Consider the following 26,404-nt stretch of genomic DNA (forward strand, 5'->3'; position numbering starts at 1 on the left):
GACACGCGCCAGGTGGATGAGCCGGTGGTGCCGGTGGTCCCCGTGGAGGATCCACGCCTGCCGGATGGCGGCACGCAGCCCCCGGACTCGGGCACCCCGGTTCCCGACGCGGGCACGGGCGGCACGGACGCGGGCACGGGTGGCGGCACCGACGCGGGCACCGGCGGCACGGATGCCGGCACGGGCGGCGGCACCGACGCGGGCACGGATGCCGGCACCGGCGGCCCCAGCGAGACGGTGCAGACCTATCCCCTGCCGTCCGCGCCGGGCTGGACGTTCTACAACCAGGAGCTGGGCGCGCCGCGCTACGTGTACGGCATCACCGCGGACCAGGGCGGCAACATCTGGGTGGCGGGCGGCGAGGAGGGCCTCTTCCTCATCAAGAAGGGGGAGAACGTCATCAAGCGCTTCACGATGTCCGACGGCCTGCATCCCTTCGGCCGCATGCGCGACGGCGTGGGCGGTCCTCCTCCGGGCATGCCGTACCTCAAGGTCATCTCCGTGGCGGGCGGACCCGCGGGCACGGTGTTCGTCGGCTACGCCGGCAAGCCGCCCCAGCCGGGCATGCCCACCTGCGAGGACGAGTGGGACCAGTCGGAGCTGGACGGGCGCGCACCGGACGCGAGCGTCTACAAGAGCGGTGACGCGGACAAGGTGACGCTCAAGGCGGACGGCACCCTCGACGTCGTGCACTACGACATCCACACCGGCCCCACCAAGGTGGGCGCGGAGCTGCGCGGCCGCGAGAAGGTCTGCACCATCCACCGCATCGCCTACGACCCGGTGAAGGAGCTTGTCTGGTTTGGCGGCAACCATGGCTTCGCCATGGGCGATGCGAAGTTCGACGGCAACGTCCCGTCCTACTGCTGGGATCCGCGCCCGTGGACCACGGAGGGCTTCAAGTGGGAGTTCGTCTGCGCGGGTCTCTACGAGCACGTGCACCCGCACATCTCGGGCTCGAAGGGTGAGCTGCTGTCGGACCGCTACTTCGGCATCGCCATCGCGGAGAACCACGACGTCTTCTTCGGCGGGCAGATCCGCTCCACGCGCTTCCGCTACGGCACGAACAACGACAACTACTGGAAGGCCCAGGAGCAGACGGAAGACGCGCCCTACAGCGCGAACCGCTTCGACATCTGGGCGGACAAGGTGCCGGACTACCCCAGCAAGGAGCAGCGCGTGGACGACGACGTCTCCGGCATGGCCATGGCGGGCAACGGCGACGTCTGGGTCAGCTCCTTCTATCACGGTCTGGCGCGCCTGGGCCCCTCCGGAGAGGTGCAGGGCAAGGTGATGCAGGACCTGGTGAACTACACGCCGGCCAGGGGCACCACCGCCGCGATGGCGCCCACCTCCGCGGTGGCGACGGATCCGCTGGATGGCAGCCTCTGGGTGGGCGCCAACTGGTGGGGCGGCATCACGCGCCTCAAGGGCGGCGGCACGGTGAAGTACAGCGCGGATGTCTTTGGCACGGCGCTCACCTCGGTCAGCTCCGTGTCGGACATCCAGTTCGACCGCTCCGGCGGCAAGCGCCGCGTGCTCGTGTCCTTCGAGGGCACCAAGGTCGCGAAGACGGGCGTCGTCACCCCGGGCCTCATCGGCATCTACAACGGCGACTGACCGGCGGCGCCGTCACGCCAAAGTCGTTCACGGCCGTCCTTCTCAGTTTCCGAGGAGGGCGGCCGTGGTGCGTCCATGACGCACCGTGCCCGGCCGTCCACCAGCCGGGCACCGACTTCCGCCAGAAAGCACGCGCGGGCCGGAAGCCGACTAGAATGCGCGACCGTTCATGTCCACCGTCCCTCCCGCCCCCATTCCCGCGCACACCGTCGTCGTCGCGCGTGCGCAGGCGGAGCGGCTGTCCGCGCAGCGCTTCCACCTGGTGCTGCTGGACACCGAGCGCGCGGGGACCGTCTACCCGCTCGCCACCGAGGACCTGCGCGTCGGCAAGTCCACGGACAACGACGTCGTCATCGACCACCCCACGGTGAGCCGCAACCACCTGGTGGTGCGCCGCCAGGGGGACCGGTTCCTCGTGCAGGACCTGGGCTCCACCAACGGCACCTTCCTGGACGGCGCCCAGGTGCGCGAAGCCTACCTGCGCCCCGGCGCCCTGCTGGAGGTGGGCGACGTGCGCCTGCGCTTCAGCCCGCAGATGGCGCCCGTGCAGGTGGAGCCCACCGTCGAGGACCGGCTGGGCGACCTCGTGGGCCGCAGCGTGCCCATGCGGCAGATCTTCGCGCTGCTCCAGCGCATCGCCCCCACGGACTCCACCGTGCTGCTGGTGGGCGAAACGGGCTCCGGCAAGGGCGCGGGCGCCAAGGCCATCCACAAATTGAGCACCCGCGCCGCGGGGCCCCTGGTCGTCTTCGACTGCGCCAGCGTGTCCGACTCGCTCATCGAGAGCGAGCTGTTCGGCCATGAGAAGGGCGCCTTCACCGGGGCCGTGGGCCAGCGCATCGGCTGTCTGGAGCGCGCCAACGGGGGCACGCTCTTCCTGGACGAAATCGACGACCTCGCGCTGGACCTGCAGCCCAAGCTGCTGCGCGCCATCGAGGACCGGGAGTTCCGCCGCCTGGGCTCCTCCACGCCCATCTCCTTCGACGCGCGCATCGTCGTGGCCAGCAAGAAGGACCTCTGGTCGGAGACGCAGGCGGGAAGGTTCCGCGAGGACCTCTACTTCCGCCTGTCCGTCTTCACCGTCAGCCTGCCGCCCCTGCGCGACCGCAAGGAGGACATCCCGCTGCTCGTGGGCGCCTTCGCCGGTGAAGCCCTGTGGCCCCGGCTGCCGGAGAAGATTCAAGAGCAGTTCCTGGGGCACACCTGGCCGGGCAACGTGCGCGAATTGCGCAACGCCCTGGAGCGTGCCCGGCACATGGTGGACATCCCCGGCCTCACCGGGGACAACCTGCTGCGCGAGTTCACCCGCGACGTGCCCTCCCCCGCCGGGGACTTCCTGCCGGTGGAGTTCACCGGACCGTTCAAGGTCTGCAAGGACGAGCTGGTGCGCGCCTTCGAGCGTGAATACCTCACGCGCCTGCTGGGCCGCGCCCGGGGCAACATCGCCCGCGCCGCCCGCGAGGCGGAGTTGGATCGCAAGCACCTGTATTCGCTGCTGCACAAGTACGGGCTGGTCCAGAGCGAGTCGGACTGACGCTTCGTGGCATGGTGGCGCCCGCTTTCGCGGTCCCCCTACCCCCTGGAGTGTTCATGAAGATGCGTCCGTCTCGCTGGCTGGGCGTGCTGTGCGCCGGTGTCCTGATGATGCATGCGACGGGCTGCTTCGGCTCGTTCAAGCTCACGCAGAAGATCTGGCAGTTCAACAAGGGCATCTCCGGGAACAAGTTCGTCCAGTGGCTGGTGTTCCTCGTCTTCGTCGTCGTCCCCGTCTATGAAATCGGCGCGCTGGTGGATGCGCTCGTCGTCAACAGCATCGAGTTCTGGAGCGGCAGCAACCCGGTGAGCAGCGTGGAGGGCGAGGACCCCAACACGCGCATCGTGAAGCTCAGCCCCACCGACACGCTGAAGATGACGCGCGACCTGGAGTCCGGCGTCATGCGTCTGGAATTGCAGCGCGAGGGCCAGGCCCCGCTGGTGCGCTACTTCGAACCGCTGGAGGACGGCATGGTCGCGCGCGACGAAGCGGGCGCCCTGCTCATCCGCGCGCAGGGCCAGGAGGACGGCGCCGTGAAGGTGACCAACGCCACCGGCACCACGGTGACCGTGCACGCCCGGGACGCGGTGGACACCGCGCGGCAGCTCTTCCTGGAGGGCGGCGCCCCGGCGCTCGCCCAATTCGCCACGCACCAGGGACAGCTCTCCCAGGGCATGGCTTCGCTCAACACCTGCACGCCCTGAAGCCTGGCGCATGAAGCAGAGGGCTTCCGGTGCGTGCAACCACCGGAAGCCCCCGCGAGTGAATCAGGGCGCGGGTTCGTCCACCACCACGTCACCCAGGTCCGGACCGAAGCCCGCGTCGAGCGCGGTGGCGGAGAACGTCCCCTCCAGGCTGCGGCCCGCGCCGTACCCATCCCCCTTCTTGAACGACAGGGAGAAGTCACCGCGCGTGAGCTGATCCGGGCTGCCGCCTTCGTCCAGCACCAGGTCGCCGCGCTCCACCGGGGTGAAGACACGCGCGGGCTCACCCGCGGCCACGTGCACCACCGACGCGCGGTCGCGACCGGACGGCGTGGTGCCACCCAGTTGCACCTTCGTGCCCGGCTTCAGGTCCACCCCTTCGGTGTCCACCGTGAGCCGCGCGACGAGGTCCACATCCAGGCCGTTGTTGCGGAAGTAGCTCACCTGGAGCGCCTCCGGGTTGCGGCGCACCTCCACGCGCGACACGTCGGTGATGGGGAACAGCTCCGACACGCTGCCGGACAATTCATTGTCCCCCCGGCAGCCGACGATGCCCGCGCCGGACACCAGCCCCGCGAGCCCCAGCGCCGCCAGGACGCGTCCCGCGTGGCTCACCGCTCCACCGCCAGCGTCAGGGCCTTGGTGCTTCCGGACCGGTACAGCACCACGCGCTGGCCCGACGACAGGAACGCCAGCTTCGGCGACCAGCCTCCGTCGAAGTCCACCGTCGTCTCACGCCACTGGCTCTCCACGCGGGTGGCGATGACGAGCGCGTCATCCGACGGCGAGCAGCTGCCCTCGTTGCGCCCGGACTCCAGTGAGCAGATGTGGAACGCGATGGACGGATCATGCGTCGCCGGGTCGAACGCCAGCGACGGATACCAGCCGCCCGAACCCGTCTGGTAGACGGGATCCGGCAGCGTCCAGTCCCCCGCCGCCGCGCACTTCGCCCCCGTCTTGCCGGAGCAGGAGATGAAGGTGAGCCGGTTGTTCGAACGGTCCACCGCGGCGATGCCGAAGCCCTCCGTGGCGTCGTACGCCATCGACGCGCCCAGCATCGTGTTGCCCACCGCCTGCACCTGCACCGGCGGCGTCCAGGTGGTGCCATCCGCGTTGCGGCGCTGGAAGTAGACGTTCTGCCCCGGGGCGTCCGCGGCCCCGAAGGCCTGGTCGAACACCAGCGCCGGCTGCCCGTCCGCCATCAGCATCTGCAGGTGCCCGCCATACGCCCCCTTCTGATCACCGCCCGAGGCCACCACCCGGTGCTGCCACGCCGTGGGGCCACCGCTGGCCAGCTCCACGTCGCTTCCGGCCCAGTCCTGCTGGGGGAACTGTCCGTTGTGCCCGTCGCGGTACACGACCAGGGCATTGCTGCCGCTGAAGACGATGGAGGGATTGAGCCCCACGAGGTAGCCGGTGTCGCTCACCGGATTGCCGGAGACGGCCTGGTCGCCCTTCGTCACCGCGATGCGCTCGGTCCAGGTCCCGTTCGCATTGCGGTAGGACACCGCCAGGTCGCTCTGGAACCAGTAGATGGATTCGTCGCTGCCGCCGCCCAGGTAGCTCACCGCGGGCTGCCCCGTCGGCGCGAACGCCAGCGACACGCCATACACGCGCTGCACGGTGGCGATGGTCTCCGCGGTCGCCTGCACCTGACCGTCCTTCACCTCGCGGTAGCGAAGCTCGGAGTCCTTGTCGTTCACCTTCACGAAGTACGCGATGCCGATGCGGTCATCGGGCCCCACCGCCATCGCGATGGAGGAGATGGTGTGCAACTCGCTCGGCTCCGTGTCCACCACCAGCTTCACGAACGGCGTCTCCGTCGTACCCGCATCCGTCCCGGGGCCCGGTCCAGCGTCGGGATTGGCTGGCTTGCCGCCGCCGCATCCCAGCGCGAGCGCCGCACCCAATAGCCACGCGTGCCGTTTCATGGGGTTCTTCTCCTTGGTCGAGTCCGGCCTGCTTGAGCGCGCCATCCTATGCCAGCCGAGCGACTTCCAGGTCGGACAAGCCTCGCGGTGCGAGCATCCTGCACCCCGGCGGTGGGCGGCCAACCGACTCCGGGCCCTTCCTCGCACCGTGGAGGATGCGCATTTGGGCTAGGCTGTCCGGCCATGGCTCGCGCGAGTTCGCTCCCCCGACGGCTGTCCCGGCGCACCTTCATCCAGCGCCTCACCTTCTTCGGCGGTGGCGTGGTGCTGCTGGGCGGCGCCGCCTGCAAGCGCTCCAAGGACCCGGAGCCCGCGAAACCTTCTGAACCGTCTGGAACCACCGCCACCGGGCAGGCCCTGCGCACCTTCTCCGCCTTCGAGTACGCCGTCGTCGTCGCGGCCACCGAACGCCTCCTGCCGCGCGACGAGGACCCCGGCGCCCAGGACGCGGACGTGGCCCTCTACATCGACCGCATCCTGGAGACGCAGGGCCTGGAGTCCATGCACCGCGACTTCCTCCAGGGCCTCGCCGCGCTGGAGCGCCGGGCGGACCGCATGTTCCAGAAGGGCTTCGCGAAAGCCACGCCCGCCCAGCAGGACGAACTGCTCGCCATCTTCAAGGACAGCGCGGCCGGCAGCGGTGAGGCGCACTTCTTCGAACTGCTGATGACGCTCAGCCTGGAGGGCTTCCTGGGCGACCCGTCCTACGGCGGCAACAAGGGCCGCGTCGGCTGGCGCCTCATGGGCTTCGACACCGTGGGCACCATCGCCATGGCGCCCCCGGAGGGCTACGACGGCCCCAAGTGCCTGCGCGAGTGCGGAGGCCACCCGTGAAGGCGGTGGACGTCTGCATCATCGGCAGCGGCGCGGGCGGCGCGCCCCTCGCGCTGGAGCTGGGCCGCGCGGGCTTCAAGGTCGTGGTGCTGGAGAAGGGCCGGCACTACCAGCCCAAGGACTTCGTCCACGACGAGATCCTCAACAGCCGCCGCAACTTCTTCATGCCGCTGCCGTGGGAGGAGCCCCACCTCGTGCGCCACGGCGCCAAGGCCCGCTACGAGCGCAGCAACGTCGCGTGGACCGCCAACTGCGTGGGCGGCGGCACCGTGCACATGAGCGGCTTCTTCTACCGCCTCAAGCCGGTGGACTTCCGCCTGCGCTCCACGCTGGGCGCCGTCCCCGGCACCACCGTGGCGGACTGGCCCATCTCCTACGAGGACCTGGCGCCCTTCTACGACAAGGCCGAAGCGGAGATGGGCGTCTCCGGCCACGCCGTCCCCCACCCCTTCGCGGAGCCCCGGAGCGGTCCCTACCCGCTGCCGCCCCTGGACGTGCACCCCGTCGCGTCGGAGATCGACAAGGCGTGCTCGGCGCTCGGCTGGCACTCGACGCCCACCGCACGCGGCATCCTCAGCAAGGCCTACAAGGGCCGGGCCCCGTGCGCGTACTGCGCGCTGTGCGGCAGCTACGGCTGCGAGACGGGCGCCAAGAGCGGCACCAACGTCAGCCTCATCCCCGCCGCCATCGCCACCGGCAACGTGGAGGTGCGCCCCGGCAGCATGGCGCGCTCCATCGAAGTGGACCGCCAGGGCCGCGCCAAGAGCGTGGTGTACCTGGACAAGGACGGCGTCACGCAGGAGCAGCCCGCCAAGGTCATCATCGCCTCCGCCACCGCGGTGGAGAGCGCGCGCCTGCTGCTCAACTCCACCTCCAGCCGCTTCCCCAATGGCCTGGCCAACGGCAGCGGGCTCGTGGGCAAGAACCTGCTCTTCAGCTCCTTCGGCGGCTCGCGCGCCATCTTCCGCGTGTCGAAGCAGAAGGAGGCGCGGCCGTGGCTCATGGACCCCGCGCCCTTCGTCAACCGCAGCGTCCAGGACTTCTACCTGATGCCGGACGCGCGCCACGGCTTCAGGAAGGGCGGCACGCTGGGCTTCATGTGGTCGCACCCCAACCCCATCTTCGCGGCGGTAGGGCTCGCGGGCTCCGGCAAGTCCGGTGTGTTCGGCAAGGAGCTGAAGGACCGCATGCGCGCGTACCGCGACTCGCGCATCCTCGAGTTCGAGGTCTACGCGGAGTTCCTCCCCACGCCCGGCACCTCCGTCACGGTGGAGTCCGGGGTGAAGGACAAGTACGGCATCCCCGTGGCCGCCATCACGTTGGACCGGCACCCGGCGGACTACGCCGCCACGCGCTTCCTCGTGGAACGCGGTGAAGAAGTGCTGCTGCGCCTGGACCCCGACGCGGTGGAGCGCGTGGGCACGCAGGGAGAGACCACCATCCTCCAGCACGGCACCTGCCGCTTCGGCGACGACGCGGCCACCTCCGTGCTGGACAAGCACTGCCGCGCGCACGAAGTGCCCAACCTCTACGTGGTGGACGGCAGCTTCATGCCCACGGGAGGCAGCGTGCCCTCCACGCTCACCATCGCGGCCAACAGCTTCCGCGTGGCCCACCACCTGGTGAGCACCCTCAAGGGCTGACGCGCGTCACTCCTGGACGCGCAGCGGCGTCACGTCCACCTTCACGACGTAGCGCGCCTGCATGTCGGAATCGAACTCCACCAGGTGGTCGCCCACGCCGGTGACGTCCACCTGGCGGGTGAACTCGCCGAACTTCTCCATCTGGTCCAACGCGGCGCGGCCCGTGGCGGCCTGACGCTGGCGCGCACGGCAGCCCTCCTCGTGCACGGTGACGGCCGTCTCCTCGCCCGCCGCCGTCACCTCCTCCAGGTAGAAGCTCACCTTGATGGTGGACGCCTCCGGCACCCGGACGATGACCTGCCCGCGGCCGGGGAAGCGGCCTTCGGAATAGCTCTCAGGCCCCAGGATGCAGCCCGCGAACTGGTTGCACACGGGCCAGGACGCCTTGCAGACATCCTGCACGCGCGGACCGATGAAGTCCTCGCGCGAGCCGCCGCAACCGCTCAGCACCATCAACAGCAACGCCCCCGTCAGCGCGTGGGCACTCCGTGTTACAACGCCAAACATTCTCTGAACCTCACCGAGGAGTGGATGTCCATGCGTCTGCGCAACCTGTGGCTGCCCCTCACCATCATCGCCCTGGCGGGCTGCGGAGACGAAGCGGAGGAGCTGCCGAACACGCCGCAGCTTCTCATCGACCGCACCGAGCTGAGCTTCGACACCGAGTTCTCCGCCGGCACCTACGTGGGAGCGACCACCTTCAACACGCTCTATCTGGAGAACCGCGGCCTCCAGACGCTGGAGCTCAACGAGGCCTCCATCTCCGGTCCGGGCGTCTTCACCATGAAGAAGCCGGAGACCTGGCCGGAGAACGGGCCCCTGAAGCTGGAGACCTACCAGCGCACCTTCATCGAGGTCGCCTTCAAGCCCAACGCGGCCAAGGACTTCGAGGGCAAGCTCACCATCAAGTCCAACTCCGCCGACGGCGACACCCGGGAGCTGACGCTCAAGGGCAAGGGCGTCGCCCGGTAGCGGTCGCGGAGCGCCCGAAGGCGGCGGAGGTGTGAAACCCCGCCGCCCGTCCGGGCCCGCTAGCGGGTGAACTGGCAACCACCCACCCACGTGCCACCGTCCTGCGTGGGCGCCGGGCACTGGGTGGGGCTGCCACCATCCGGCGCCGTATAGGTGCGCGGGTAGTCGCCGTAGCCGGTGCGCAACGTGTAGCCCACGCGCCCGTAGTCGCTGCGCTCGGTGGCGCTCACCGCCACCTTGAGCGTGCCGCCCTGGATGAAGCGCCGCTCCAGGCAGGCACACGCATAGGGCGCCACCGTGACGCGCGTGGTGGTGGCGGTCTTCTCCAACTGGTACTGCGCCTGGTAGCTGGAGAGGGGCGTGCTCGCCGTGGTGTGCCAGGCGCGCATCACCGACCCGCTGTACGCCAGCGTCAGCGCCCCACCGGAGCTGGTGGTGGACACCGGCGTGCACGCGCTGGTGCCGCCATCGGTGGGAGGGGTGCCGTCACAGAAGGTCAGGTCCAACGCCAGCCCATGCGGGGTGCCACCGTCGGGCAGGTTGTCCACCTCCCACTGCACCAGCCACGACGCGTCCTCCGGCGCCGTGCGGCTGGGGAGCGTGTACGCGTACGTGTCCGTGTCGGACGGCACCGCGTCGTAGTCCGTGGGGCCGCGCACGCCCAGGCCCGTGGCGCGGTCGTTGTCGCGCAGCCGGCCATGGCCGTAGGACAGCTGGCCCTTCGCCTCGAAGGTGGCGTCGCTCGCCGGCAGGTTGCCCGCGCCCACGCTGTTGAGCGTCTTGGCGCGCGGCTGTTCAACGTTGCCGCTGTAGGCGCCCACCTCTTCCGCGTCGTCGTCCTCCCAGCTCACCTCCAGCCGGTAGTCGCGGTCGTCCGCCCAGTTGGTGCCGTCGTCCTGCACCACGAAGTGGTACGTCGCGAGCCCCGCGTGCGCCGGCACCGGCAGCGCGCCCTGGAAGTTGCCCAGGTTGGCGAAGCGCGCCGGGTCTCCCTCCTCGCGCAGCGACTGGAGGCACAGCACCGCCTCCGCGGTGTTGCAGTAGGTCTGCACCAGCGACGGCGCATCCGGGTGCTCGCGCACGTCGCGAGGGCACACGAGGGGGTCGTTGGAGCACTGGGTGCGCAGCTCGGGGGTGGGCGCCGCGCCCACGGTGGTGAAGACCAGCACCTGCCGGTCCGCCAGTTGGCCCAGCGGCAGGGGCAGCGGTTCGAAGCGGCCGCCCGTGCCCAGCGGCACCAGCCGGTAGCGCAGCACGCTGGGCTTGCTGTACGCGGGCACGCGCAACGCGAACCAGTCGCGGTCGGACACGTAGCCCAGCCGGCCGGAGAAGGACGTGGACGTGCCGGGCGCACCCACGAGGTCGCGCGAGAACGCCCGCGCATAGGCGTCGTTGTCCCCGGACTGGTCCTGCGGATCCGCCTCGTCCAGGACGCGAACCTCCACCTCGTACGGCTGGCGCAGGTCGCCCGCGGGCACCGGGTCGTTGGCCGGGCGGTAGCCCTTCACCACCAGCGTCCACGTGCCGGCGAGCTTCACCTTGCGCGCGGTGGCCAGCACGCCCGGGTGCACCTTGGGCAGCACGTTGCCCTCCGACTCCTTGTCGGTGGTGCCGGGGCGGAGCAGCTCATAGGACAGCCGGTAGTTGGGCGCGAAGCCCTGGTCCGGCGCGGTGACGCGCACGTAGGCAATCTTCCCCGCCGTCAGCGGGAAGCTGAAGCGGTCCACGTCGTTGTCCGTCGCCAGGTAGCCCTTCGCGGTGCCCACCTGCACGGCCCCTTCGGCCGCGAGCGCGATGGGCGTGGGCGTGACGTCGTTGGGCTCGTTCGTGTCCGGGTTCTCGATGAGCTCCACCGTGAGCCGGTAGGAATTGCGCGCGTCGAAGGCGGGGCGCGCGGGGTTCGTCGGCGCGTCGCGCACCACCACCACCAGCTGCGTGTCCGGGGTGCCGTACGGCAGCACGATGTCCACCGGCCGGGGCGCGCCCGAGCCGTGCTGATCCGACTTCGCCACCAGCGACGTGTCCTTGTCCTTCTCCTGCACGGAGACGGACAGGTTCACCGGCGTGCTGGAGGCCAGGTACACGCCGGTGATGTGCACCAGCGTGCGCGCGTTGGCGGTGGCGGGGATGCGGATGCTGTACCAGTCCTCATCCCCCGCCTTCACCTCACCGGTGAGCGCCAGGAAGCGCTCCATCGGCACGCCGGGCCTCAGCTCGCAGTCGGCGTTCGTCAGGGCCTCTTCGCGGGTGTTGCAGAGGTCCTCCACGACGCCGGTGCCGGCATCCGGCGTGTCCTCCCCATCCGAGGAACAGGCGGCCAGGAGCAGGAGCGCGAGCGGGAGCAGTCGGGAGCGAAGGCGCATGGGGGACTCGGGAGGGTTCAAGGGGCAGGCGCGAGGGTGGGGAGGACGCCGGGGCAGCCCTCCACGAAGTCCTCGGGGTTCACGCGGACGATGCCATCCGGGGGCGACTTGATGCCGCCCACCGGGTAGCGCACGGAGTCCACGCGGAAGGTGCGCACCAGCGTGCGCGCGGTCGGATCATCCGCGGGCAGCATGGACACGGAGAGGTAGATGTCGTTGTAGCCCGCGCCGCGCTGCACGGTGCCGGCGTCCACGCCACCGTCCACGCCGCCGTCGGCGATGAGGGGCAGCGTGTTGGCGAGCAGCACGTTGTCCACGCGGAAGCGGTAGCACTGGCGGCCTTCCGCATCCACCGGGCCCTCCGCCTCCACGCTGTAGCGGTACGCATCCGAGGCGAGGTTGGCGGTGTCCACCTGGAGCGGCCGCATGTGCATGCGCACCTCGTTGCGGTTGGTCAGCCCGTCGGTGTCCGGATCCTCATCCAGGTCGTTGCTCGCGCCCTGGGTGCTGCCCCGCCACTCCATGCCGTCCGGCACGCCGTCGCTGTCGCTGTCCTGCAGCGTGGCGTTGGTGCCGATGAACTGCTCGTCGCAGTCCAGCAGGCCGTCGCAGTCCGTGTCCGTGCCGCGCAGCGCGGGCGGGCAGCCCTTGTCCAGGCCGCCGCCGTCCGGCTGCACTTCCTGGTTCGGGTCGAACTGCACGCCCCGGTCGCGGAAGTAGACCTCCACGCCGTCGCTGAAGCCGTCGCCGTCGGTGTCGCGCAGGTTGGGATTGGTCCCCAGCTCCGCCTCGCGCGCGTCGGTGAGGCCGTCGCCGTCCGTGTCCGCCTCGTCCAGCGGGCTGCCGGGGGGCGCGGAGAAGTTGGACGCGATGAACTCCTTCACGATGAAGGCGCGGCGCACCTGGCCGAACTGGAAGTTGAGGAAGTTGATGGGCTCGTTGTTGCGGAAGTCGCGGAAGTTGCCGCCGCCCAGGCTCGCCATCTTCTCCAGCCGGTCCGCGTTCTGGTTGATGATGAGCAGCGGGCAGCCGCCGTCGCCAAAGCCGCCGTCCTCCGCCACCAGGTCGCACACCGACGGCACCGGCTGCGTGGGGTTGAACACGTGCACGGTGTTGAAGCGCACGTCCTCCACCAGGTCGCGCAGCTGCCGGATGCGCACCACCGCGTCACCGCGAATGAGCTCGTCATCCTGGTTGTTCGTGGGCTTGCCGTCCGACAGGAAGATGACCGAGTAGCGCGCCTGCGCCAGCGCCTCGCTGCCGTCGGGCTGCAACCGCGCCCGCGCGATGTCCGTGTTGATGAGCGAGTAGATGTCCGACAGCGGCTTGACGAAGTCCGTCGAGTCCCGGTTCGGAGAGGTGTCGGTGTTGCGGAAGGTGAGCAGCTGCTCGGTGAGCTTCGCCTTCGCCGTCGCGTCCAGCAGCGACAACTGCACGAAGCCGTCCTCCAGCGGAGGGCCCGGGTCCTGCGTGAGGAACGCCGTGGTGCTGCCGGCGAACAGCATCACCGCGATGGACACCTCGTCGTCCTGCGGAAGGCTCTCAATCAGCTCCACCAGCGCGGTGGCGCGGCTGCCGTCCGGGTCGCTCACGCGCATGGACTGGCTGGCGTCCATGGCGACGATGATCTTGATGGGCCGGCGCACCTCATTGGCGCCCAGCGTGCAGAAGCGCCCGTCCAGCGCCACCGCCCGGTCCGCCGGCACGTCCGTGTCCCGGCGCGGGTCATAGAGGTACGAATCGGTGCAGGCCACCACCACGGCGAGGCCCACCAGGGCCAACGCCCACCCACGTCCGGTGCGGCTCACGGAGACGCGCCCCCCTGCGACGGCGACACGCCAACGCAATTGCCCTGGGCCCTCCAGGGATCCACCAGCTGGTCCGGACGGATGAAGTTCCGGTCCTCCATCGCCAGGTCCGGCCCCAGCGGCACGCGCACGCTGGGCGGCGCGTACTGCGCCCAGGCACACGCGGTGCGCCAGACGCCGTAGTCCGTCGCGACGCCGCTCTCCGGCGCCTCCGCGAACCACACCTTGAACAGGTTGTAGCCCTGCTTCACGCCCGAGCGGTCCGGCGGCGTCACCATCTGGAGGTTGGACACGGTGAAGTCGTAGCAGACGCCGTCCGTGTCGTTGCCGTCCTCGACCTTCTTCACCTCGTACTGGATGCCGTACTTGTCGTGGAAGGGCCGGTCACGCCGGGTGGGGTCGCTGCCGGCCTTCAGCTCCACGTCGTCCGGCACGCCGTCACCGTCGGTGTCCAGGCCCGCCACGCTGGACTGCAGCGGGTTGAGGCCGTACTTCGCCTCCAGCCCGTCCGGCGCGCCGTCGCCGTCGCTGTCCACGATGCCCTGGCGCGTCTTGAGGTAGTCCTCGGCGAACTGCGACAGCCCGTCACCGTCCGTGTCGCGGCACACGCAGCCGGGCGTCAGCGGGGACTTGGGGTCGCAGCCGCGCGCGTCCAGGTCGTTGCCCGGACGGAAGCCCTGGTCCTGGCGCCGGTACTCGAAGCCGTCACTGAGACAGTCGCCGTCGCTGTCCAGGGTGAAGGGGTTCGTCTTCAACTGGAAGCTGTTGTCCAGTTCGTCCGGCACGCCGTCGCCGTCGCTGTCCAGCACGCGGCCGTCGTCCCCGGGCGCGGAGCTGAGCGGCTCCACCACCAGCGTCTTCATCACGTTGGGCGAGGCGAAGGATGAGTAGTCCAGCGCACCCAGGCCCAGCTCGGAGATCTCCGCCGTGTCGCTGAACTCCTGGTAGACGCCGTTGCCCATCTCCGCGAAGCGCTTGAGCAGGTACGAGGCGATCTTCTTCGCCGCCGCCGGGTACTGCGCCTCCGGGACGCCCGGGTAGGTACCGTAGATGTCCTGGCAGATGGGGCCGCAGGCGCGCACCGCCTCCTCGTTGAAGAGCAGCACCGTGTGCATGCGCACGTCGCCCACGTTGTACTGCGTCTTCAATTCCATCAGCCGGCGCACGTAGCTGAAGAGCTGGTAGTTCTGGTTGCGGTCGGTGCCCACCTCGAAGCCGGTGATGGCGTCGGTGGTGCTGGTGGCGTTGCAGAAGCTGGAGATGGAGTCGCGCCAGGTGAGGTCCGGGCTGTCCGGCCCCGCGTAGACGGACAGGTCGTCGTTGCCGGAGCAGCGCGGGTACGGCGTGCCGTCGGTGAGGAACACGACGACGTAGCGCGTGCGCGGCAGGAGCTCCGGCGTCGCCTGGGACACCGCGGCGATGTCGCTGGCGATGATGCTGTACGCGTAGCTGAGCGCACCCTGGTAGTCGGTGCCCTTGCCCAGCTGCGACTGGAGGCCTTCGATGTAGCCGTTGATGTCCCCGGGAGGCGCGAAGCGGTCACCCGTGGCCGCGGGCGGCCAGGTGTTCTTCACGTTCGTCTCGAACGGGGCAATGGCGATGCTGATGTTGCCCTCGCGGCGGTCGTTGATGCGCTTGAAGCCCGCCACCAGGTTCTTCAGGGCGCGCACGCGCGCCGGTTCGGTGACGCCGGGCGGGATGATGCCCCGCACCTCGGCGCGCTCGCAGAAGCCACTGCCCTCCTGCGAGCCCGGAGGATCCGACACGCACATGCTGCCGGACTCGTCGACGACGAGCACCACCTTCACCGGGAAGCCGGTGGGGTTGGCCGGGCGCGTACACACCCGGCCGGTGAGCGTCAGCTTGTCATCCAGCTGCGACTGCTCCTGGGCACGAGGCTCCAGGAGCGAGTCGGAACAGGACAGCACACCCACCAAGGCCAGGAGGCCGGTCGCAAGAAACGGAACCACGAGCTGACGGCGCATGCGATGCGGACCTCCGGGCATGGGGGGGTGGACCTTACGCCTTCCGACGGCGGCGCAGCAGCAGGCCGAGCACGCCCGCTCCCAGGGCGGCGACGCTGCCACCCGCGGGCAGCGACGTGCAGCCGCTGCCAGCCTCGTCCGTGCCCACCTTCACGAACAGGCTGGACACGGAGGCGCGCTGGTCGGGGAACACGCGGTCGGCGAAGGCCAGGCGCGTGGACACCTGCAGTTCGTACTCACCTTCCTTGTCCGGATTGAAGTTGGGCACGCTGCCGTCCACGTACTGGTACTCCCAGTGGCGGCTGTAGGTGACGGCGCCCTTGGGGTTCTCCACCACGGCGGTGGAGCCGGAGGGACGCTTCACCACCGTCCAGGTGTACTCGATGGCCGCGCCGTTGCGGTTGGCGAACAGCGGCGGGCGCACGGCGGTGCCCGTCTTCTCCACGCTCAGCACGCCACCGGTGCCCACGCTGAAGGGCGCCTTCGGGTCGAGGCAGTCGTTGGGCTGGTCCCGGTTGAGCACCACGCAGTAGCGCGTGTCGCACGCGTCACCGATGCCGTCGCCGTCGTCGTCCGCCTGGTCGCGGTTGGCGAACGCGGAGCAGTTGTCCTGCGCGTTGAGCACCGAGTCGTTGTCGATGTCCGCGTCGCAGTCATCGCCGATGCCGTCCGCGTCCGTGTCCTTCTGGGTGCCATTGGACAGGCCGGGGCAGTTGTCCAGGTTGTCGGAGATGTTGTCGCCGTCCGCGTCCACGCGGCACTGGCTCACGTCCGCGGGCATCTCCGTCTGGATGCGGTTCTCGACGAGCGGGCAGTTGTCCTGGCCGTCCTTGTGCCCGTCGTTGTCGTCGTCGTCGTCACAGACGTCGCCCAGGCCGTCGCCGTCGTTGTCCGCCTGGTTGGCGTTGGGGATGGAGGGGCAGTTGTCCGCGCCGTCCGCCTTGCCGTCGTTGTCGTCGTCGGGGTCGCACGCGTCGCCAATCCCGTCGCCGTCCGTGTCCAGCTGCGTGGCGTTGGAGACCGCCGGGCAGTTGTCGCAGGAGTCTCCGGCCTGATCCGTGTCGCCATCCAACTGGTCGCGGTTGGACGTGAACGGGCAGTTGTCCTTGTCGTCCGCCTTGCCGTCGCCGTCCGCGTCATCCGTGTACGACAGCGTCTTGCCGTCGTCCGTGTACGCGACCCAGACGGAACACCCACAGCCACAGCCACAGCCGCCACCCTCCTCCTTGGGGCGACCGCACTCATCTCCGAGGCACTCCGGGTTGTCCGGGTTTTGATCCTGGGCCTGCACGGTGCTGGGGGACAGCACCAGGAAGGCGCCGAGCGCCAGCATGGGGGCAAAGCGAGCGATAGTCATGGTGACTCCTTTCACAACCCCTTCCCTAGCAAGAGGCGATCCGTCTGCCTGGCTGCTATTGAATCCAAGAACTTCAAGGGGTTGCGGACTCATGGACGGTTGCTACAGGCTGGGTGTGGGGGGCACACCCCATTGAGACTGTGGGGGACACCCCACGCCCGGGCAGGGCTCAGGTCCCGACGATGAAGTCGTCGGAGGTGAGGGGAACGATGCCGGCGGGGGTGCGGCCGGTGTCGGCGTCGTACTGGATTTCCTGGATGAACAGGGACCCCACGCCGGCGCCGCGCGGATCATTGTCCCGGCCCACCTGGAGGTAGAGGTAGACCTCGTTGGTGCCCGCGGAGATGAACTCGCCGGGGAAGAACGGGTGGGGGCGCTCCAGGGTGGGGACCAGGGAGACGTTCTCCACGCGGGTGCGGTAGCAGGCGCGGTTGCTGGTGCCCACCGGGGGCAGCGGGACGATGGAGTAGCCGTAGCCGCGCTCGCGGTGGAAGTCGCGGTCGGCGCTCAGCGGGTCGCCGTGGGCTTCGACCTCCGCGACGTTGGACAGGCCGTCGCGGTCGCTGTCGAGCAGGTCCTCGGGGACCAGCGGGTTCGTCTGCGACAGGGCCTCCACCAGGTCCGGGAGCCCGTCGCCGTCGGTGTCGCCCACGCAGGGGTCGGTGCCGAGCACGCGCTCCTCGCAGTCGTTGAGCCGGTCGCCGTCGGTGTCCAGCACCACGCTGCACCCGTTGATGACGTCCACGGCGAGCGGATCCAGGCCCATGCGCAGCTCCACGCCGTCCATGAGGCCGTCCTGGTCGGTGTCGGAGACGATGGGGTCCAGGCCGAGCGCGCGCTCGTCGTCGTCCCCGACGCCGTCGCCGTCGCTGTCGGCCAGCATCTGGCCGTTGCGCACCTGGACGTTGCGGTTGAAGGCGAGGAAGCGCTTGAGCTTGAGCGCGTTGTCCAGCGAGCCGTAGTCCAGCCGCGCGAGCGCGTTGGGCAGGCCGGCGAAGTCCGTCTCCACCGGCTCGCTGCCGCCCGCGTTGGCGATGGCGGCCACCTGGAGGCGGGTGACGGGGTCCGGCTCCGCGCCGCGCACATAGACGGGCTGGATGCTGACCTCGCCCGCGCCGAACTGCTCCGCCAGCGCCTTGAGCTCCCCCACCACGGCGGTCAGCTCACACTGGCTGCACGCGGCGTTGCACGCGGCCTGGGACTCCGGCGTCGCGTTGCAGGCGGAGGCCTGCGCCAGCGCGGTGCAGCGGCTGTCGATGCCGATGTTGTACGCCGGGTTGTCGCAGCTCACGTCCGAGCTGCGGATGACGGGCACCACGACGTAGCGCGAGCGCGCGACCTCGCCCCGACAGGCCGCCTGCATGTCGCCGGACATCAGGCTCTTGGCCAGCCGCAGCGCGGAGCGGATGCTGATGGGGCCCTGCTGCTGGTAGCTGGCGTAGCGCGGCAGCACCGCCTGGAAGGAGGCCGCGTCGGTGAAGCTGCCCTGCAGGCCGGTGGCCACCGAGTGGAAGGCGACGAGCCCGAAGCGCAGCTGTGGGCCGGTGAAGCGAGAGGTGAGCGTCGTGAGCCCATCCACCGCGTAGCCCACCAGCTCCGTCTCCACGCCGCTTCCGCCCTGGAGGGCGAAGATGACCTTCACGGGGAACGCGTCCCCGGTGGCCTCGGGGACGCAGACATCCCCCTCGAAGCTGGCGCGGTCCCGGGAGCCTCCCGAGCGGCGGTCGAGCGCGTACAGCCCCGCGTCGGAGCAGGACAGCAACAGCGCTGGAACCAGGAGCCAGGCGACCCGGGGGGAGGAACGCATTCGTTGGATTGTAGACCCCAGCCCCCCAGTCCGACGCAAGCGTCCCGCGGCATCAGCCCGCGCGAGGACGCGCAGTCAGGACCGACATTTCATGCCGGTGGAGAAAAACCGCGCCTGCCTGCCGCTCATGGACGTCCGCGTCCGCCATGCCCCAGGCACCCAACAACCGCCTTGTCTTACCGGGATGCTACCGATTTCCAGCGGAGGAAAAACATTGCCGTCGTTGTCCAATCCCAAGGAGCACACAATGAAGAAGACGAACATGAAGGTCGGCGGCACGGTGGCGATGTTCGCGTTGGCGCTGGGTGCGACGGGGGCCCTGGCCCACGGCTCCGACGTGAAGAGCAACGACCCGCGTCAGGCGGTCGCGATGGAGGAGGTCGTCCTCGTGGCGAAGGACGGCGTGCTCGCGGGCGGCGGCGGCGGCGGCGACACCGGCAACGGCAACTGCGGCAGCTTCCTGGGCCTCCTCCTGGGCAACATGGTCGGCAACCTGATCGGCAACGGCGGCTTCCTGGGCGGTGCCCTCATCGGCAACGGCAACATCAGCGGCAACCAGACCGGCGGCAACTGCGCCATCTGAGCGGGCCCCCGCCTTCTCATTCCTCTTGTAACGATTCTCCCCAGACGCATCCGACGCCGGAGGTTGTTTCCTCCGGCGCTCGGTCTGGAGCCCCCATGCGATACCCCCTGTCTCCCTGGCACGGACTGCTCACCGGTCTGGCCGTGCTGCATCTGCTCCTGTCGGCCGCTGGCGCGTTGCACGTGCCCCTCCTGAAGGCCACGGACGCCGTGACGCCCTGGGTCCAGGGGTACGCGCAATGGACGGGCGCGAGCAGCGGCTTCAGCTTCTTCGCCCCCGGGGTGAGCCCGGCGACGCGCGTGTCCTTCGAACTGGAGGGAGCCTCCGGCGAGCGCCTGCGCGACGACTTCCAGTACGACAGCAGCGCGGTGAACGTGCGCATGCATTCCATGTTGTTGCGCTTCATGCTCCCGGACAGCCGGGACGCCCTGGCCCAGGCCTGGGCGGCGGCGATGTTCGGCCGGCATCCGGAGGCCCGCAAGGTCACCGTGCGCGTGGAAGCGCTCCGTCTGCCGAGCATGGAGGCGCATCGCGGCGGCGGCCAGCCCGAGTGGACGGACGCCTACCGCGCGGTGTTCGAGCGCCGGATTCCAACCCCCTCTTCCGCCCAGGCGGTGACGCCATGACCTCGAATTCCGCAGCCTCCCTTTCGGCCGGTCAGCGCCTGGCCGCGTTCATCAGCGCCCCTTCATCCGCGGGGCCGCTGGCCGTCTTCCGCATCGGTGTCGCGTCGTTGCTGCTGGTGCAGGCGTGGACGCTGGCGGACAGCCTTCCGGAGCTGTTCGGCGAGCGGGGACTGGTGCCCTCGAGCGTCTCCCGCTCGATGGCCTCCCCATGGGTGCCCCGGGTGGACGCGGTGGCGGGCGCGCTGGCGCCGCTGGGCATCTCCCAGGCGGCGGGCGTCCAGGCGCTGGCGGTCCTCTACGTGGTGGCGCTCGTCGGCCTGCTGCTGGGCATCCGCACGCGGCTGTCCGCGGTGGTGGCGTGGGTGGTTCACACGGTGCTGATGAACAGCGGCAACTTCTTCGCCTACGGGGTGGAGACCTTCGCGCACATCAGCCTGTTCTACTGCGCGGTGATGCCGGTGGGCGCGGCGTTCTCCCACGACGTGGGCACGGGGCGGCTGTCCGGCGCACCGTCCGCGGCGGCCACGCTTTCGTTGCGCGTGTTGCAGGTGCACCTGTGCATCATCTACGGGACGACCGGCGTGGAGAAGGCGTTGGGTCCGGTCTGGCAGGACGGAACGGCGCTCTGGGAGGTGCTGATGCAGCCCCAGTACGGCCAGTTCGACTTCGCGTGGCTCGCGTCGGTGCCATGGGTGGTGAAGCTGGCGACGTGGAGCACGCTGGTGGTGGAGGTGGGCTACGTGGTCTGCATCTGGCCCCGGAGCACCCGAGGGCTCTGGGTGCTGATGACGCTGGGCATGCACCTGGGCATCGCGGTGATGATGGGGCTGTGGCTGTTCAGCGGGATGATGGCCGTGCTCACGTTCGCGGCGTTCGGCTGGAACCTGTTCGCCGAAGCGCTGAGCGCGAGGGCCCGGGCCGCGGTGGTGCTCCCGTTCCACTCCCATCCGGCGCGGTGAGCCGCGCCCGCCCACGCCTCACAGCGTGAGCAGGTAGGCGAGCAGATCGTCGCGCTCTTCCGGGGTGAGGGCCTGCGCATCGCCGTGCTTCAGGCCCGGCGTCTCCAGCAGCGTGCGCAGCGGGAAGCGGGAGTCCACCACCAGCCGGTCCTCCCGCACCGCGTAGCCCGCCGTGGCGCTCGTCAGCAGCGGCCAGACGTCCCAGGTCCCCACCAGCGACGGCGGCGCCGCGCCCTTCACCAGGTGCTGCTGGTCCAGGCGCAGGGGCAGTGCCACGGGGGTGCCGACGTCCTGGTACTGCCCTCGCGTCGAGGGGTCCTGATCCAACGTGTAGAGGGGCGCGGGGTGGCACGCCAGGCAGCGCGCCCTTCCCTCGAACAGCGCCCTTCCCTTCGCCGGGTGCCCGGGCCTGCCGTCCGGCAGCGTCACCGTCTCCAGCGGCGCGCCATCCGCGCCCCGGTAGGGGTTCGGCGGCGTGGGCAGCAGGGATGAGAAGAGCGCCAGCGCCTCCACCTCCGAGGGTGAGGGGTCGGGGTTGTGGTAGCGGTTGCGCCCGCCCACCGTCCGCGCCGTCTCCGCGAGGCTGTGCGTGCTCGCCGGGGTGAAGTAGGGCGGCGTGTCCCGGCTCCCCAGCACCGTCGTCGACCGGTAGATGCGCATGGGCCGCGTCTTCTCGAAGAACACGCCGCCGGTGTGTCCCTCGATGTGGCACGCATCGCAGCTCATCCCCGTGCGGCCCACGTCCGCGAAGTAGAGCACCTGACCCAGCCGGCGCTGCTCGCGCGGACGCACGTCCACCACCGGCCACTGCCGCACCACCTGGGCCCGGCCCGCGCGGGCCTCGCGCACGTCCACCACCGCCACCGTGCCCGTGAAGCGGTTGAGCACGTAGAGCGTGCGCCCGTCCGGCGCCAGCACCAGCGAGCGCGGCCCCGAGTGCAGCTCATCCCCCGCCCTCCCCTTCGTCCCCAGGTCCTCCTTCGGGCGGATCCTTGGCGTGTCCTCGGACACGGGGATGGGCAACGTCTGGAGCACCGCCGCCTTCGCCTGCGCGTCCCCCTCCACCAGAGCCTTCGCGTCCAGCACCCGCACCTGTCCCAGCCCGATGTCCGCCGCGTAGAGCAGCCCGGCGCGGTCATCCAGCGCCAGTCCCTCCGTCACGCCCGCGCCGAAGCCCCGGTGCCGCACCACCTGCTGTCGGTCCAGGTCCAGCACCGCGACGCCGCTGTTCGCGCTCACCTCCATGCGCTGGGCGTTGGGGCCCACGTTCGGCCCCAGGCTCGCCATGAAGACGCGCCCCAGCCGCTCGCTCGCCACCAGCGCGCGCGGCGCCTTGCCGCCCATCACCTGCGCGGAGTACGCCTCCGTGGTCCCTCCGACGATGGGCACGCCCGGCTTCGGCACCAGCGGCGCCAGTTCCCGGCCGTCGTCCTGGCGCAGCAACACCACCTGCCCGGTCTGGAGGCTGCCCACCGCCAGGAAGCCCTTCCAGCGCGCCAGTGCTCGCGGGTTCGGATCCACCGGGGCGCTCCAGCGCTCGCGACCGTCCTCCAGCGCCAGGGCGTGCACCGTGTCGCGCACGTGCTCGGCCACGTAGGCCACGCCGCGCGCGCCCTCCACCTCCAGCCCCCACACACCGGCGGGCGTGGGCACGACGCGGGCCTTCCGCTCCGGCGCATCCAGCGCGTACAGCCAGAGCCCGGCGTCGGACTGGTGCGCCACGCCCAGCCACGGCCGGCCCCCCTTGTCCTTCCACGTCGCGAGCGCCGACGGCCCGTCCCCCACCGCCAGCGACTCCACCTGGCCTGACGCCACGTCGAGCGCGAACACCGTGTCCGTGGGCGGAGAGGCGACGAAGAGCGTGCGCCCATCCGGCGCGAGCGCCAGCGCCGTCAGGTCCGGGAAGGCCGCGTCGTTGACCACCGTGAGCCGCGCGGTGCCCGCGGGCCGGGGTCCGGTGCTCGCGGCCAGCGACAATTGGACGTCCGCCTGGAACGTGCCCACCGGCAGGGTGAGATCCGCCGGCAGCCTCGCGTACGCGTGGCCCGCGTCCACCACCGTGAGCGGCAGCTCGCGTGAGAAGGGCGCTCCGAGCACCAGCTTCAACCCCGGCACCAACGCCTCGCCATGGAGCGAGAGCGGCTGCGAGGTCTGGTTGCTGGTCAGCTTCGGGCCCACGGCCCGCAGGACAGGCCGGGGCTCAGCCGGGACGGGCGCCGCGACGGGCGGGGGAGGCGCTCCGCGCTGGCGGATCCCCACGACCGCGAGGCCCAGGCCCCCGAGCACGCCCGCGATGAGTCCCCACCAACGAATGCCTCCCATCACGAGCGCGACCCTCCGTCCCGCGAGCATCCTCCATCCGCCCACCGCCCCGCGAAGACTTCGCACCACGTCTGCTCGCATGCTGGGGGAGCAAACCGATGGAAGGAATCCCACGCGACCTTTCCAGCGTGCCGGAAAGAAATGTCTCAGGCGTGGAGATCCCGCCCCACGTGAGGTGGACTGCCCCCCACACCTGCCCAACACCCGTCGATGCATGGCGCTGGAGTGTGCGTTGACAGCTTGGGGCTCGCATCGCTTAACCTGTTGATGATGCGACGTTTCCTTTTCTTCTGTGCCGTCGCCAGCGTGCTTGGCTTCGGTCCCCTTTCCACCGCGAACGATGCCTGGGCCCAGGGGCGTGGACGCGCCTCCAAGGCGAAGGCCGCCAAAGCCAAGAAGGGCGCGAGCAAGGCGCCGCCGCGCATCGATACGAAAGCGAGTCCGGGCGCCACCGCCGTCACGGATCCGGTGACGGGCGAGGCGGGAGCCACGGCGTCGTCCGCGCCTCCGCAGCGAGGGCCGTCGCGCATCGACTTCGACGATCGGCTCATCCAGGGCCAGACGAACAAGTCCGGCGCGGTGTACCTGTATGACCGCAAGGAATTGAAGGTGCGGTCGATGCTCCGTGAGCGCGACAGCTTCCGCTCCGAGACGCTCGCCACCGTCTACGATCAGTAGGGCCGTACCGCCCATCACCCTTCGAAGGGAGCGTCACCGTTGAGCGGCCAGCCCAGCGTCCTGCAAGTCGTCATCCTCCGCGACGGCCTCCTGGTGGGGACGGAGGTGTTCGTCCCCGGTACCTACGCGCTCGGCTCCGATGCGTCGTCGGACTTGCGGCTGGACGACACCTCCGTGTCCCCGCGCCATGCGTTGCTGTACTTCCAGAACGGTCGCACCGCGATCCAGGACGCGGGCGGCGGCACCAGCGGCGTCTTCGTCAACGGGCACCAGGTCACGGCCTGTGAGATCCGCTCCGTGGACGAGGTGCTGTGCGGCCCGTTCGTCCTGAAGACGCGGATCCTGAACCAGCGCCCCGTCGAGTCCAAGCCGCAGCCGCCCCCCGAGGTCGCCGCCCTCTTCGGCAACGCCGGAGCACCGCCCGCCGCGCCGCCGCACGGCGCGAACGGAGCGCACCAGGCCTTCGCGCCACCGCACGGCGCGAACGGAGCACCGCAGGGCTTCGCGCCGCCGCAGGGCGCGCAGGCACAGCAGGCTGCCTACGCGCAGCAGCAGGCGCAGCAGGCCGCATACGCGCAGCAACAGGCAGCCCAGGCACAGCAGGCCGCGTACGCACAGCAGCAGGCGCAGCAAGCTGCGTACGCGCAGCAACAAGCGGCCCAGGCACAGCAGGCTGCGTACGCGCAGCAGCAGGCACAGCAGGCCGTTTACGCGCAGCAACAGGCACAGCAGGCTGCACACGCGCAGCAACAGGCACAGCAGGCTGCCTACGCGCAGCAGCAGGCGCAGCAGGCCGCATACGCGCAGCAACAGGCAGCCCAGGCACAGCAGGCCGCCTACGCACAGCAGCAGGCACAGCTTGCCGCGCAGGCGCAGGCAGCGCATGCAGCTCAGGCACAGCACGCATCTCACGCGCAGCACGGCGCGCAGGCGCAGCACGGCGCGCACCCGCAGGCCACGCACGCCCAGCAGCAGGCAGCCCACGCTCAGGCGGGACACGGGCACGCGGCCCACCCGCAGGCCGCGTTCGCGCAGGGCGCCCAGGCGCATGCCCAGGCCTCGCAGCCTGCGGTCGCGCTGCCCGCGCCCGCGAAGCGCACGCCTCCCCCGGGTGTTCCCGCGGGCACCGTCCCTTCCGCCCGCCGTCGGCCCCCGTCCGAGGCCATGCCCAGCCTCCTCGTCGCGGACGATCTGCTGGCGGACGTGGATCTGGATGCCGTAGCCCCCTCCGCCTCCGGCCCGCTCCTGCACGACAAGGCCGCGGCCACGCGCCCCACGCACGCGCCGAAGATTGGCCCGGGCAGGAAGGGCGCCTCCCAGCTCTACCTGGAGCTGTACTGGGGCGCCATCCGCCGCGACGCGCGCCGCTTCGCCCCGGACGCGAAGAAGCCCGTCAAGGCCGCCCTCGATGAGCAGGCCCCCATGCCGCTCTGGGGCTTCACCCTCCCCGAGGGTGACGCCTTCTCGCTCGCCGAATCCGTCAACGGCAACTACCGCCTCTTCGTGCCCCCGGGCACCGACGTGGAGAAGGGCGGCGCGGACGGCCGCTTCGCCCCCGTCACCTCCGCGGCGCTCGAGTCCGACGGCAGCCGCCGCTTCGTCACGCTGCGCGACGGCGCCGCGGCCCGCCTCACCCAGGGCAAGATGTCGCTCGTCGCCTACGCGGCGCCCGTCCCCGAGCGCGTCTTCGTCAACCCGCTCAAGGGCCTGCCCTGGCTGACCCTCTTCTTCCTCGCCATCTTCGGCGGCGGCCTGGGCTACTTCATCGCCGTGCGGCCGCAGGGCCCCGCGACCGCGGACTTCACCCAGAAGAACCTGCCCCCCGTGGCGCTGCGCCTCATCGCGCCCGAGCCCAAGAAGAAGGAAGAGGCCAAGAAGAAGCTGGAGGCGCTCAAGAAGAAGGAGCCCGTCAAGGAGAAGCCCGTCGTCGCGGAGAAGGCCCCGCCCAAGCCCGTGAAGCAGCAGGCCCCGGAGCCCAAGGCCGTCGTCGCCGCCGCGCCGGAGAGCAAGGCCCTGAAGGCGCTCGCGAAGCTGTCCGCTGCCGGCCCCGCCGCCAACGACCTGCTGGCCGCCGTGGACAAGCTGGGCAGCGGCCCGGGCAGCAAGAACGTCAAGCAGACCAACTACAAACTCTCCGGGCTCATCGGCAAGGCGCCCATCGCCAACGCGGGCCTGGGCACCATCGGCCTGGGCGGCGGCGGCAAGGGCGGCGGCGCCACGCTCGGCGCGGAGCTGCTGCGCGGCAAGGGCGGCGGCGGCATCGGCGCGCTGGGCGCGGGCGGCGTGGGCAAGGGCGCCGTCGGCGGCACCGTCACGCGCGCCACCGCGCGCAGCATCTCCTCCACCCAGGGCACCGTGGACCGCGAGGCCGTGGCCAAGGTCATCAACAGCCACCTCAACGAAGTCCACGGCTGCTACGAACGCGCGCTGCTCAAGGACCCGGGCCTCGCCGGCAAGGTCGTGCTGGAGTGGAGCATCGGGCTCAACGGCCGCGTGGCCTCCGCGAAGACCAAGTCGTCCACCCTGCGCAACGCCTCCGTCGAAGCGTGCATCCTCAGCAGCCTGAAGGGCTGGCAGTTCCCCACCCCCAAGGGCGGCCTCGTCATCATCACCTATCCGTTCCTCTTCAACTCGGTCGGCTACTGACGCGGGGGCTGCTCCCCCACCCGCGCCAGCCC

General features: G+C 70.4%; 20 protein-coding genes. 11 read left to right on the forward strand and 9 right to left on the reverse strand.

Features of this window, described 5'->3' with window-relative positions; all coding sequences use genetic code 11:
• The 3 genes from D7X74_RS43050 to D7X74_RS18830 all read left to right on the forward strand — a co-directional run.
• Positions 1 to 1,620: hypothetical protein (locus D7X74_RS43050; protein ID WP_158622254.1), on the forward strand; the 1,620-nt coding region annotated here is incomplete at its 5' end.
• 169 nt (positions 1,621 to 1,789) lie between these two features.
• Positions 1,790 to 3,154, forward strand: coding sequence for a sigma 54-interacting transcriptional regulator (locus tag D7X74_RS18825; protein WP_120534350.1), 1,365 nt, complete (start codon positions 1,790 to 1,792; stop codon positions 3,152 to 3,154).
• Between the two features lie 56 nt (positions 3,155 to 3,210).
• Positions 3,211 to 3,858: a DUF3332 domain-containing protein gene (locus tag D7X74_RS18830; protein ID WP_120534351.1), complete on the forward strand. Its 648-nt coding sequence runs from the start codon at positions 3,211 to 3,213 to the stop codon at positions 3,856 to 3,858.
• A 63-nt stretch (positions 3,859 to 3,921) separates the two neighbouring features.
• Here D7X74_RS18830 and D7X74_RS18835 read toward each other — a convergent pair whose 3' ends face one another.
• Positions 3,922 to 4,473, reverse strand: a complete 552-nt coding sequence (locus D7X74_RS18835; RefSeq protein ID WP_120534352.1) for a hypothetical protein — start codon at positions 4,471 to 4,473, stop codon at positions 3,922 to 3,924.
• Positions 4,470 to 5,789 carry a hypothetical protein gene (locus D7X74_RS18840; protein ID WP_120534365.1) on the reverse strand — a complete coding sequence of 440 codons (1,320 nt, stop codon included), beginning with the start codon at positions 5,787 to 5,789 and terminating at the stop codon, positions 4,470 to 4,472. Before D7X74_RS18840 ends, D7X74_RS18835 begins: the two co-directional genes overlap by 4 nt.
• 183 nt (positions 5,790 to 5,972) lie before the next feature.
• On the opposite strand from D7X74_RS18840, the gene D7X74_RS18845 reads away from it, so the two are divergent.
• Both D7X74_RS18845 and D7X74_RS18850 read left to right on the forward strand, forming a co-directional pair.
• Positions 5,973 to 6,623, forward strand: a complete 651-nt coding sequence (locus D7X74_RS18845; protein WP_120534353.1) for a gluconate 2-dehydrogenase subunit 3 family protein — start codon at positions 5,973 to 5,975, stop codon at positions 6,621 to 6,623.
• On the forward strand, positions 6,620 to 8,266 hold the full coding sequence (locus D7X74_RS18850; RefSeq protein WP_120534354.1) for a GMC family oxidoreductase: 1,647 nt from the start codon (positions 6,620 to 6,622) through the stop codon (positions 8,264 to 8,266). The genes D7X74_RS18845 and D7X74_RS18850 overlap by 4 nt, the downstream gene beginning before the upstream one ends.
• Before the next feature lie 6 nt (positions 8,267 to 8,272).
• On the opposite strand, the gene D7X74_RS18855 is transcribed toward D7X74_RS18850, so the two are convergent.
• Positions 8,273 to 8,773, reverse strand: a complete 501-nt coding sequence (locus tag D7X74_RS18855) for a hypothetical protein (RefSeq protein ID WP_233595678.1) — start codon at positions 8,771 to 8,773, stop codon at positions 8,273 to 8,275.
• A gap of 30 nt (positions 8,774 to 8,803) precedes the next feature.
• Here D7X74_RS18855 and D7X74_RS18860 point away from each other — a divergent pair, with 30 nt between their 5' ends.
• Positions 8,804 to 9,238 carry a hypothetical protein gene (locus D7X74_RS18860; RefSeq protein ID WP_120534366.1) on the forward strand — a complete coding sequence of 145 codons (435 nt, stop codon included), beginning with the start codon at positions 8,804 to 8,806 and terminating at the stop codon, positions 9,236 to 9,238.
• A gap of 59 nt (positions 9,239 to 9,297) precedes the next feature.
• Here D7X74_RS18860 and D7X74_RS18865 read toward each other — a convergent pair whose 3' ends face one another.
• From D7X74_RS18865 to D7X74_RS18885, 5 genes are all read right to left on the reverse strand, one after another.
• Positions 9,298 to 11,601, reverse strand: a complete 2,304-nt coding sequence (locus D7X74_RS18865) for a hypothetical protein (RefSeq protein ID WP_120534355.1) — start codon at positions 11,599 to 11,601, stop codon at positions 9,298 to 9,300.
• Between the two features lie 17 nt (positions 11,602 to 11,618).
• On the reverse strand, positions 11,619 to 13,409 hold the full coding sequence (locus D7X74_RS18870; protein ID WP_120534356.1) for a vWA domain-containing protein: 1,791 nt from the start codon (positions 13,407 to 13,409) through the stop codon (positions 11,619 to 11,621).
• The gene (locus tag D7X74_RS18875) at positions 13,406 to 15,394 is read right to left on the reverse strand and encodes a vWA domain-containing protein (RefSeq protein ID WP_120534357.1); all 1,989 of its coding nucleotides are present in this window, start codon (positions 15,392 to 15,394) and stop codon (positions 13,406 to 13,408) included. Before D7X74_RS18875 ends, D7X74_RS18870 begins: the two co-directional genes overlap by 4 nt.
• A 34-nt stretch (positions 15,395 to 15,428) precedes the next feature.
• Entirely contained in the window at positions 15,429 to 16,751 is a 1,323-nt protein-coding gene (locus tag D7X74_RS18880) for a thrombospondin type 3 repeat-containing protein (RefSeq protein ID WP_120534358.1), read from the reverse strand.
• A 169-nt stretch (positions 16,752 to 16,920) separates the two neighbouring features.
• The gene (locus tag D7X74_RS18885; protein WP_120534359.1) at positions 16,921 to 18,558 is read right to left on the reverse strand and encodes a calcium-binding protein; all 1,638 of its coding nucleotides are present in this window, start codon (positions 18,556 to 18,558) and stop codon (positions 16,921 to 16,923) included.
• A gap of 247 nt (positions 18,559 to 18,805) precedes the next feature.
• Between D7X74_RS18885 and D7X74_RS18890 the strand changes: the two genes are divergently transcribed.
• The 3 genes from D7X74_RS18890 (at position 18,806) to D7X74_RS18900 (ending at position 20,726) form a co-directional block, all read left to right on the forward strand.
• Complete coding sequence (locus D7X74_RS18890; protein ID WP_120534360.1) at positions 18,806 to 19,141, forward strand: hypothetical protein; 336 nt, start codon at positions 18,806 to 18,808, stop codon at positions 19,139 to 19,141.
• Positions 19,142 to 19,236: 95 nt separating this feature from the next.
• The gene (locus D7X74_RS18895) at positions 19,237 to 19,767 is read left to right on the forward strand and encodes a hypothetical protein (RefSeq protein ID WP_120534361.1); all 531 of its coding nucleotides are present in this window, start codon (positions 19,237 to 19,239) and stop codon (positions 19,765 to 19,767) included.
• A complete protein-coding gene (locus D7X74_RS18900) occupies positions 19,764 to 20,726 on the forward strand; it encodes a hypothetical protein (protein ID WP_120534362.1) in 963 nt (320 codons plus the stop codon). Before D7X74_RS18895 ends, D7X74_RS18900 begins: the two co-directional genes overlap by 4 nt.
• Before the next feature lie 18 nt (positions 20,727 to 20,744).
• Here the strand turns inward: D7X74_RS18900 and D7X74_RS18905 are convergent, their stop codons facing one another.
• The gene (locus D7X74_RS18905) at positions 20,745 to 23,048 is read right to left on the reverse strand and encodes an MtsA protein (protein ID WP_120534363.1); all 2,304 of its coding nucleotides are present in this window, start codon (positions 23,046 to 23,048) and stop codon (positions 20,745 to 20,747) included.
• Positions 23,049 to 23,318: 270 nt separating this feature from the next.
• Here D7X74_RS18905 and D7X74_RS18910 point away from each other — a divergent pair, with 270 nt between their 5' ends.
• A complete protein-coding gene (locus tag D7X74_RS18910; RefSeq protein ID WP_120534367.1) occupies positions 23,319 to 23,726 on the forward strand; it encodes a hypothetical protein in 408 nt (135 codons plus the stop codon).
• A 39-nt stretch (positions 23,727 to 23,765) separates the two neighbouring features.
• Positions 23,766 to 26,372, forward strand: a complete 2,607-nt coding sequence (locus tag D7X74_RS18915; RefSeq protein WP_120534364.1) for an AgmX/PglI C-terminal domain-containing protein — start codon at positions 23,766 to 23,768, stop codon at positions 26,370 to 26,372.
• The last annotated feature ends 32 nt before the right edge of the window (positions 26,373 to 26,404 follow it).

Source organism: Corallococcus sp. CA047B, assembly GCF_003612065.1.
GTDB classification, from domain to species: domain Bacteria; phylum Myxococcota; class Myxococcia; order Myxococcales; family Myxococcaceae; genus Corallococcus; species Corallococcus praedator.

Coding starts and splice junctions, on each gene's coding strand:
- D7X74_RS18825 (WP_120534350.1), top strand. CDS start 1,790: ATGTCCACCGTCCCTCCCGCCCCCATTCCCGCGCACACCGTCGTCGTC.
- D7X74_RS18830 (WP_120534351.1), top strand. CDS start 3,211: ATGAAGATGCGTCCGTCTCGCTGGCTGGGCGTGCTGTGCGCCGGTGTC.
- D7X74_RS18840 (WP_120534365.1), bottom strand. CDS start 5,789: ATGAAACGGCACGCGTGGCTATTGGGTGCGGCGCTCGCGCTGGGATGC.
- D7X74_RS18845 (WP_120534353.1), top strand. CDS start 5,973: ATGGCTCGCGCGAGTTCGCTCCCCCGACGGCTGTCCCGGCGCACCTTC.
- D7X74_RS18855 (WP_233595678.1), bottom strand. CDS start 8,773: ATGTTTGGCGTTGTAACACGGAGTGCCCACGCGCTGACGGGGGCGTTG.
- D7X74_RS18860 (WP_120534366.1), top strand. CDS start 8,804: ATGCGTCTGCGCAACCTGTGGCTGCCCCTCACCATCATCGCCCTGGCG.
- D7X74_RS18865 (WP_120534355.1), bottom strand. CDS start 11,601: ATGCGCCTTCGCTCCCGACTGCTCCCGCTCGCGCTCCTGCTCCTGGCC.
- D7X74_RS18875 (WP_120534357.1), bottom strand. CDS start 15,394: ATGCGCCGTCAGCTCGTGGTTCCGTTTCTTGCGACCGGCCTCCTGGCC.
- D7X74_RS18880 (WP_120534358.1), bottom strand. CDS start 16,751: ATGACTATCGCTCGCTTTGCCCCCATGCTGGCGCTCGGCGCCTTCCTG.
- D7X74_RS18885 (WP_120534359.1), bottom strand. CDS start 18,558: ATGCGTTCCTCCCCCCGGGTCGCCTGGCTCCTGGTTCCAGCGCTGTTG.
- D7X74_RS18890 (WP_120534360.1), top strand. CDS start 18,806: ATGAAGAAGACGAACATGAAGGTCGGCGGCACGGTGGCGATGTTCGCG.
- D7X74_RS18895 (WP_120534361.1), top strand. CDS start 19,237: ATGCGATACCCCCTGTCTCCCTGGCACGGACTGCTCACCGGTCTGGCC.
- D7X74_RS18900 (WP_120534362.1), top strand. CDS start 19,764: ATGACCTCGAATTCCGCAGCCTCCCTTTCGGCCGGTCAGCGCCTGGCC.
- D7X74_RS18905 (WP_120534363.1), bottom strand. CDS start 23,048: ATGGGAGGCATTCGTTGGTGGGGACTCATCGCGGGCGTGCTCGGGGGC.
- D7X74_RS18910 (WP_120534367.1), top strand. CDS start 23,319: ATGCGACGTTTCCTTTTCTTCTGTGCCGTCGCCAGCGTGCTTGGCTTC.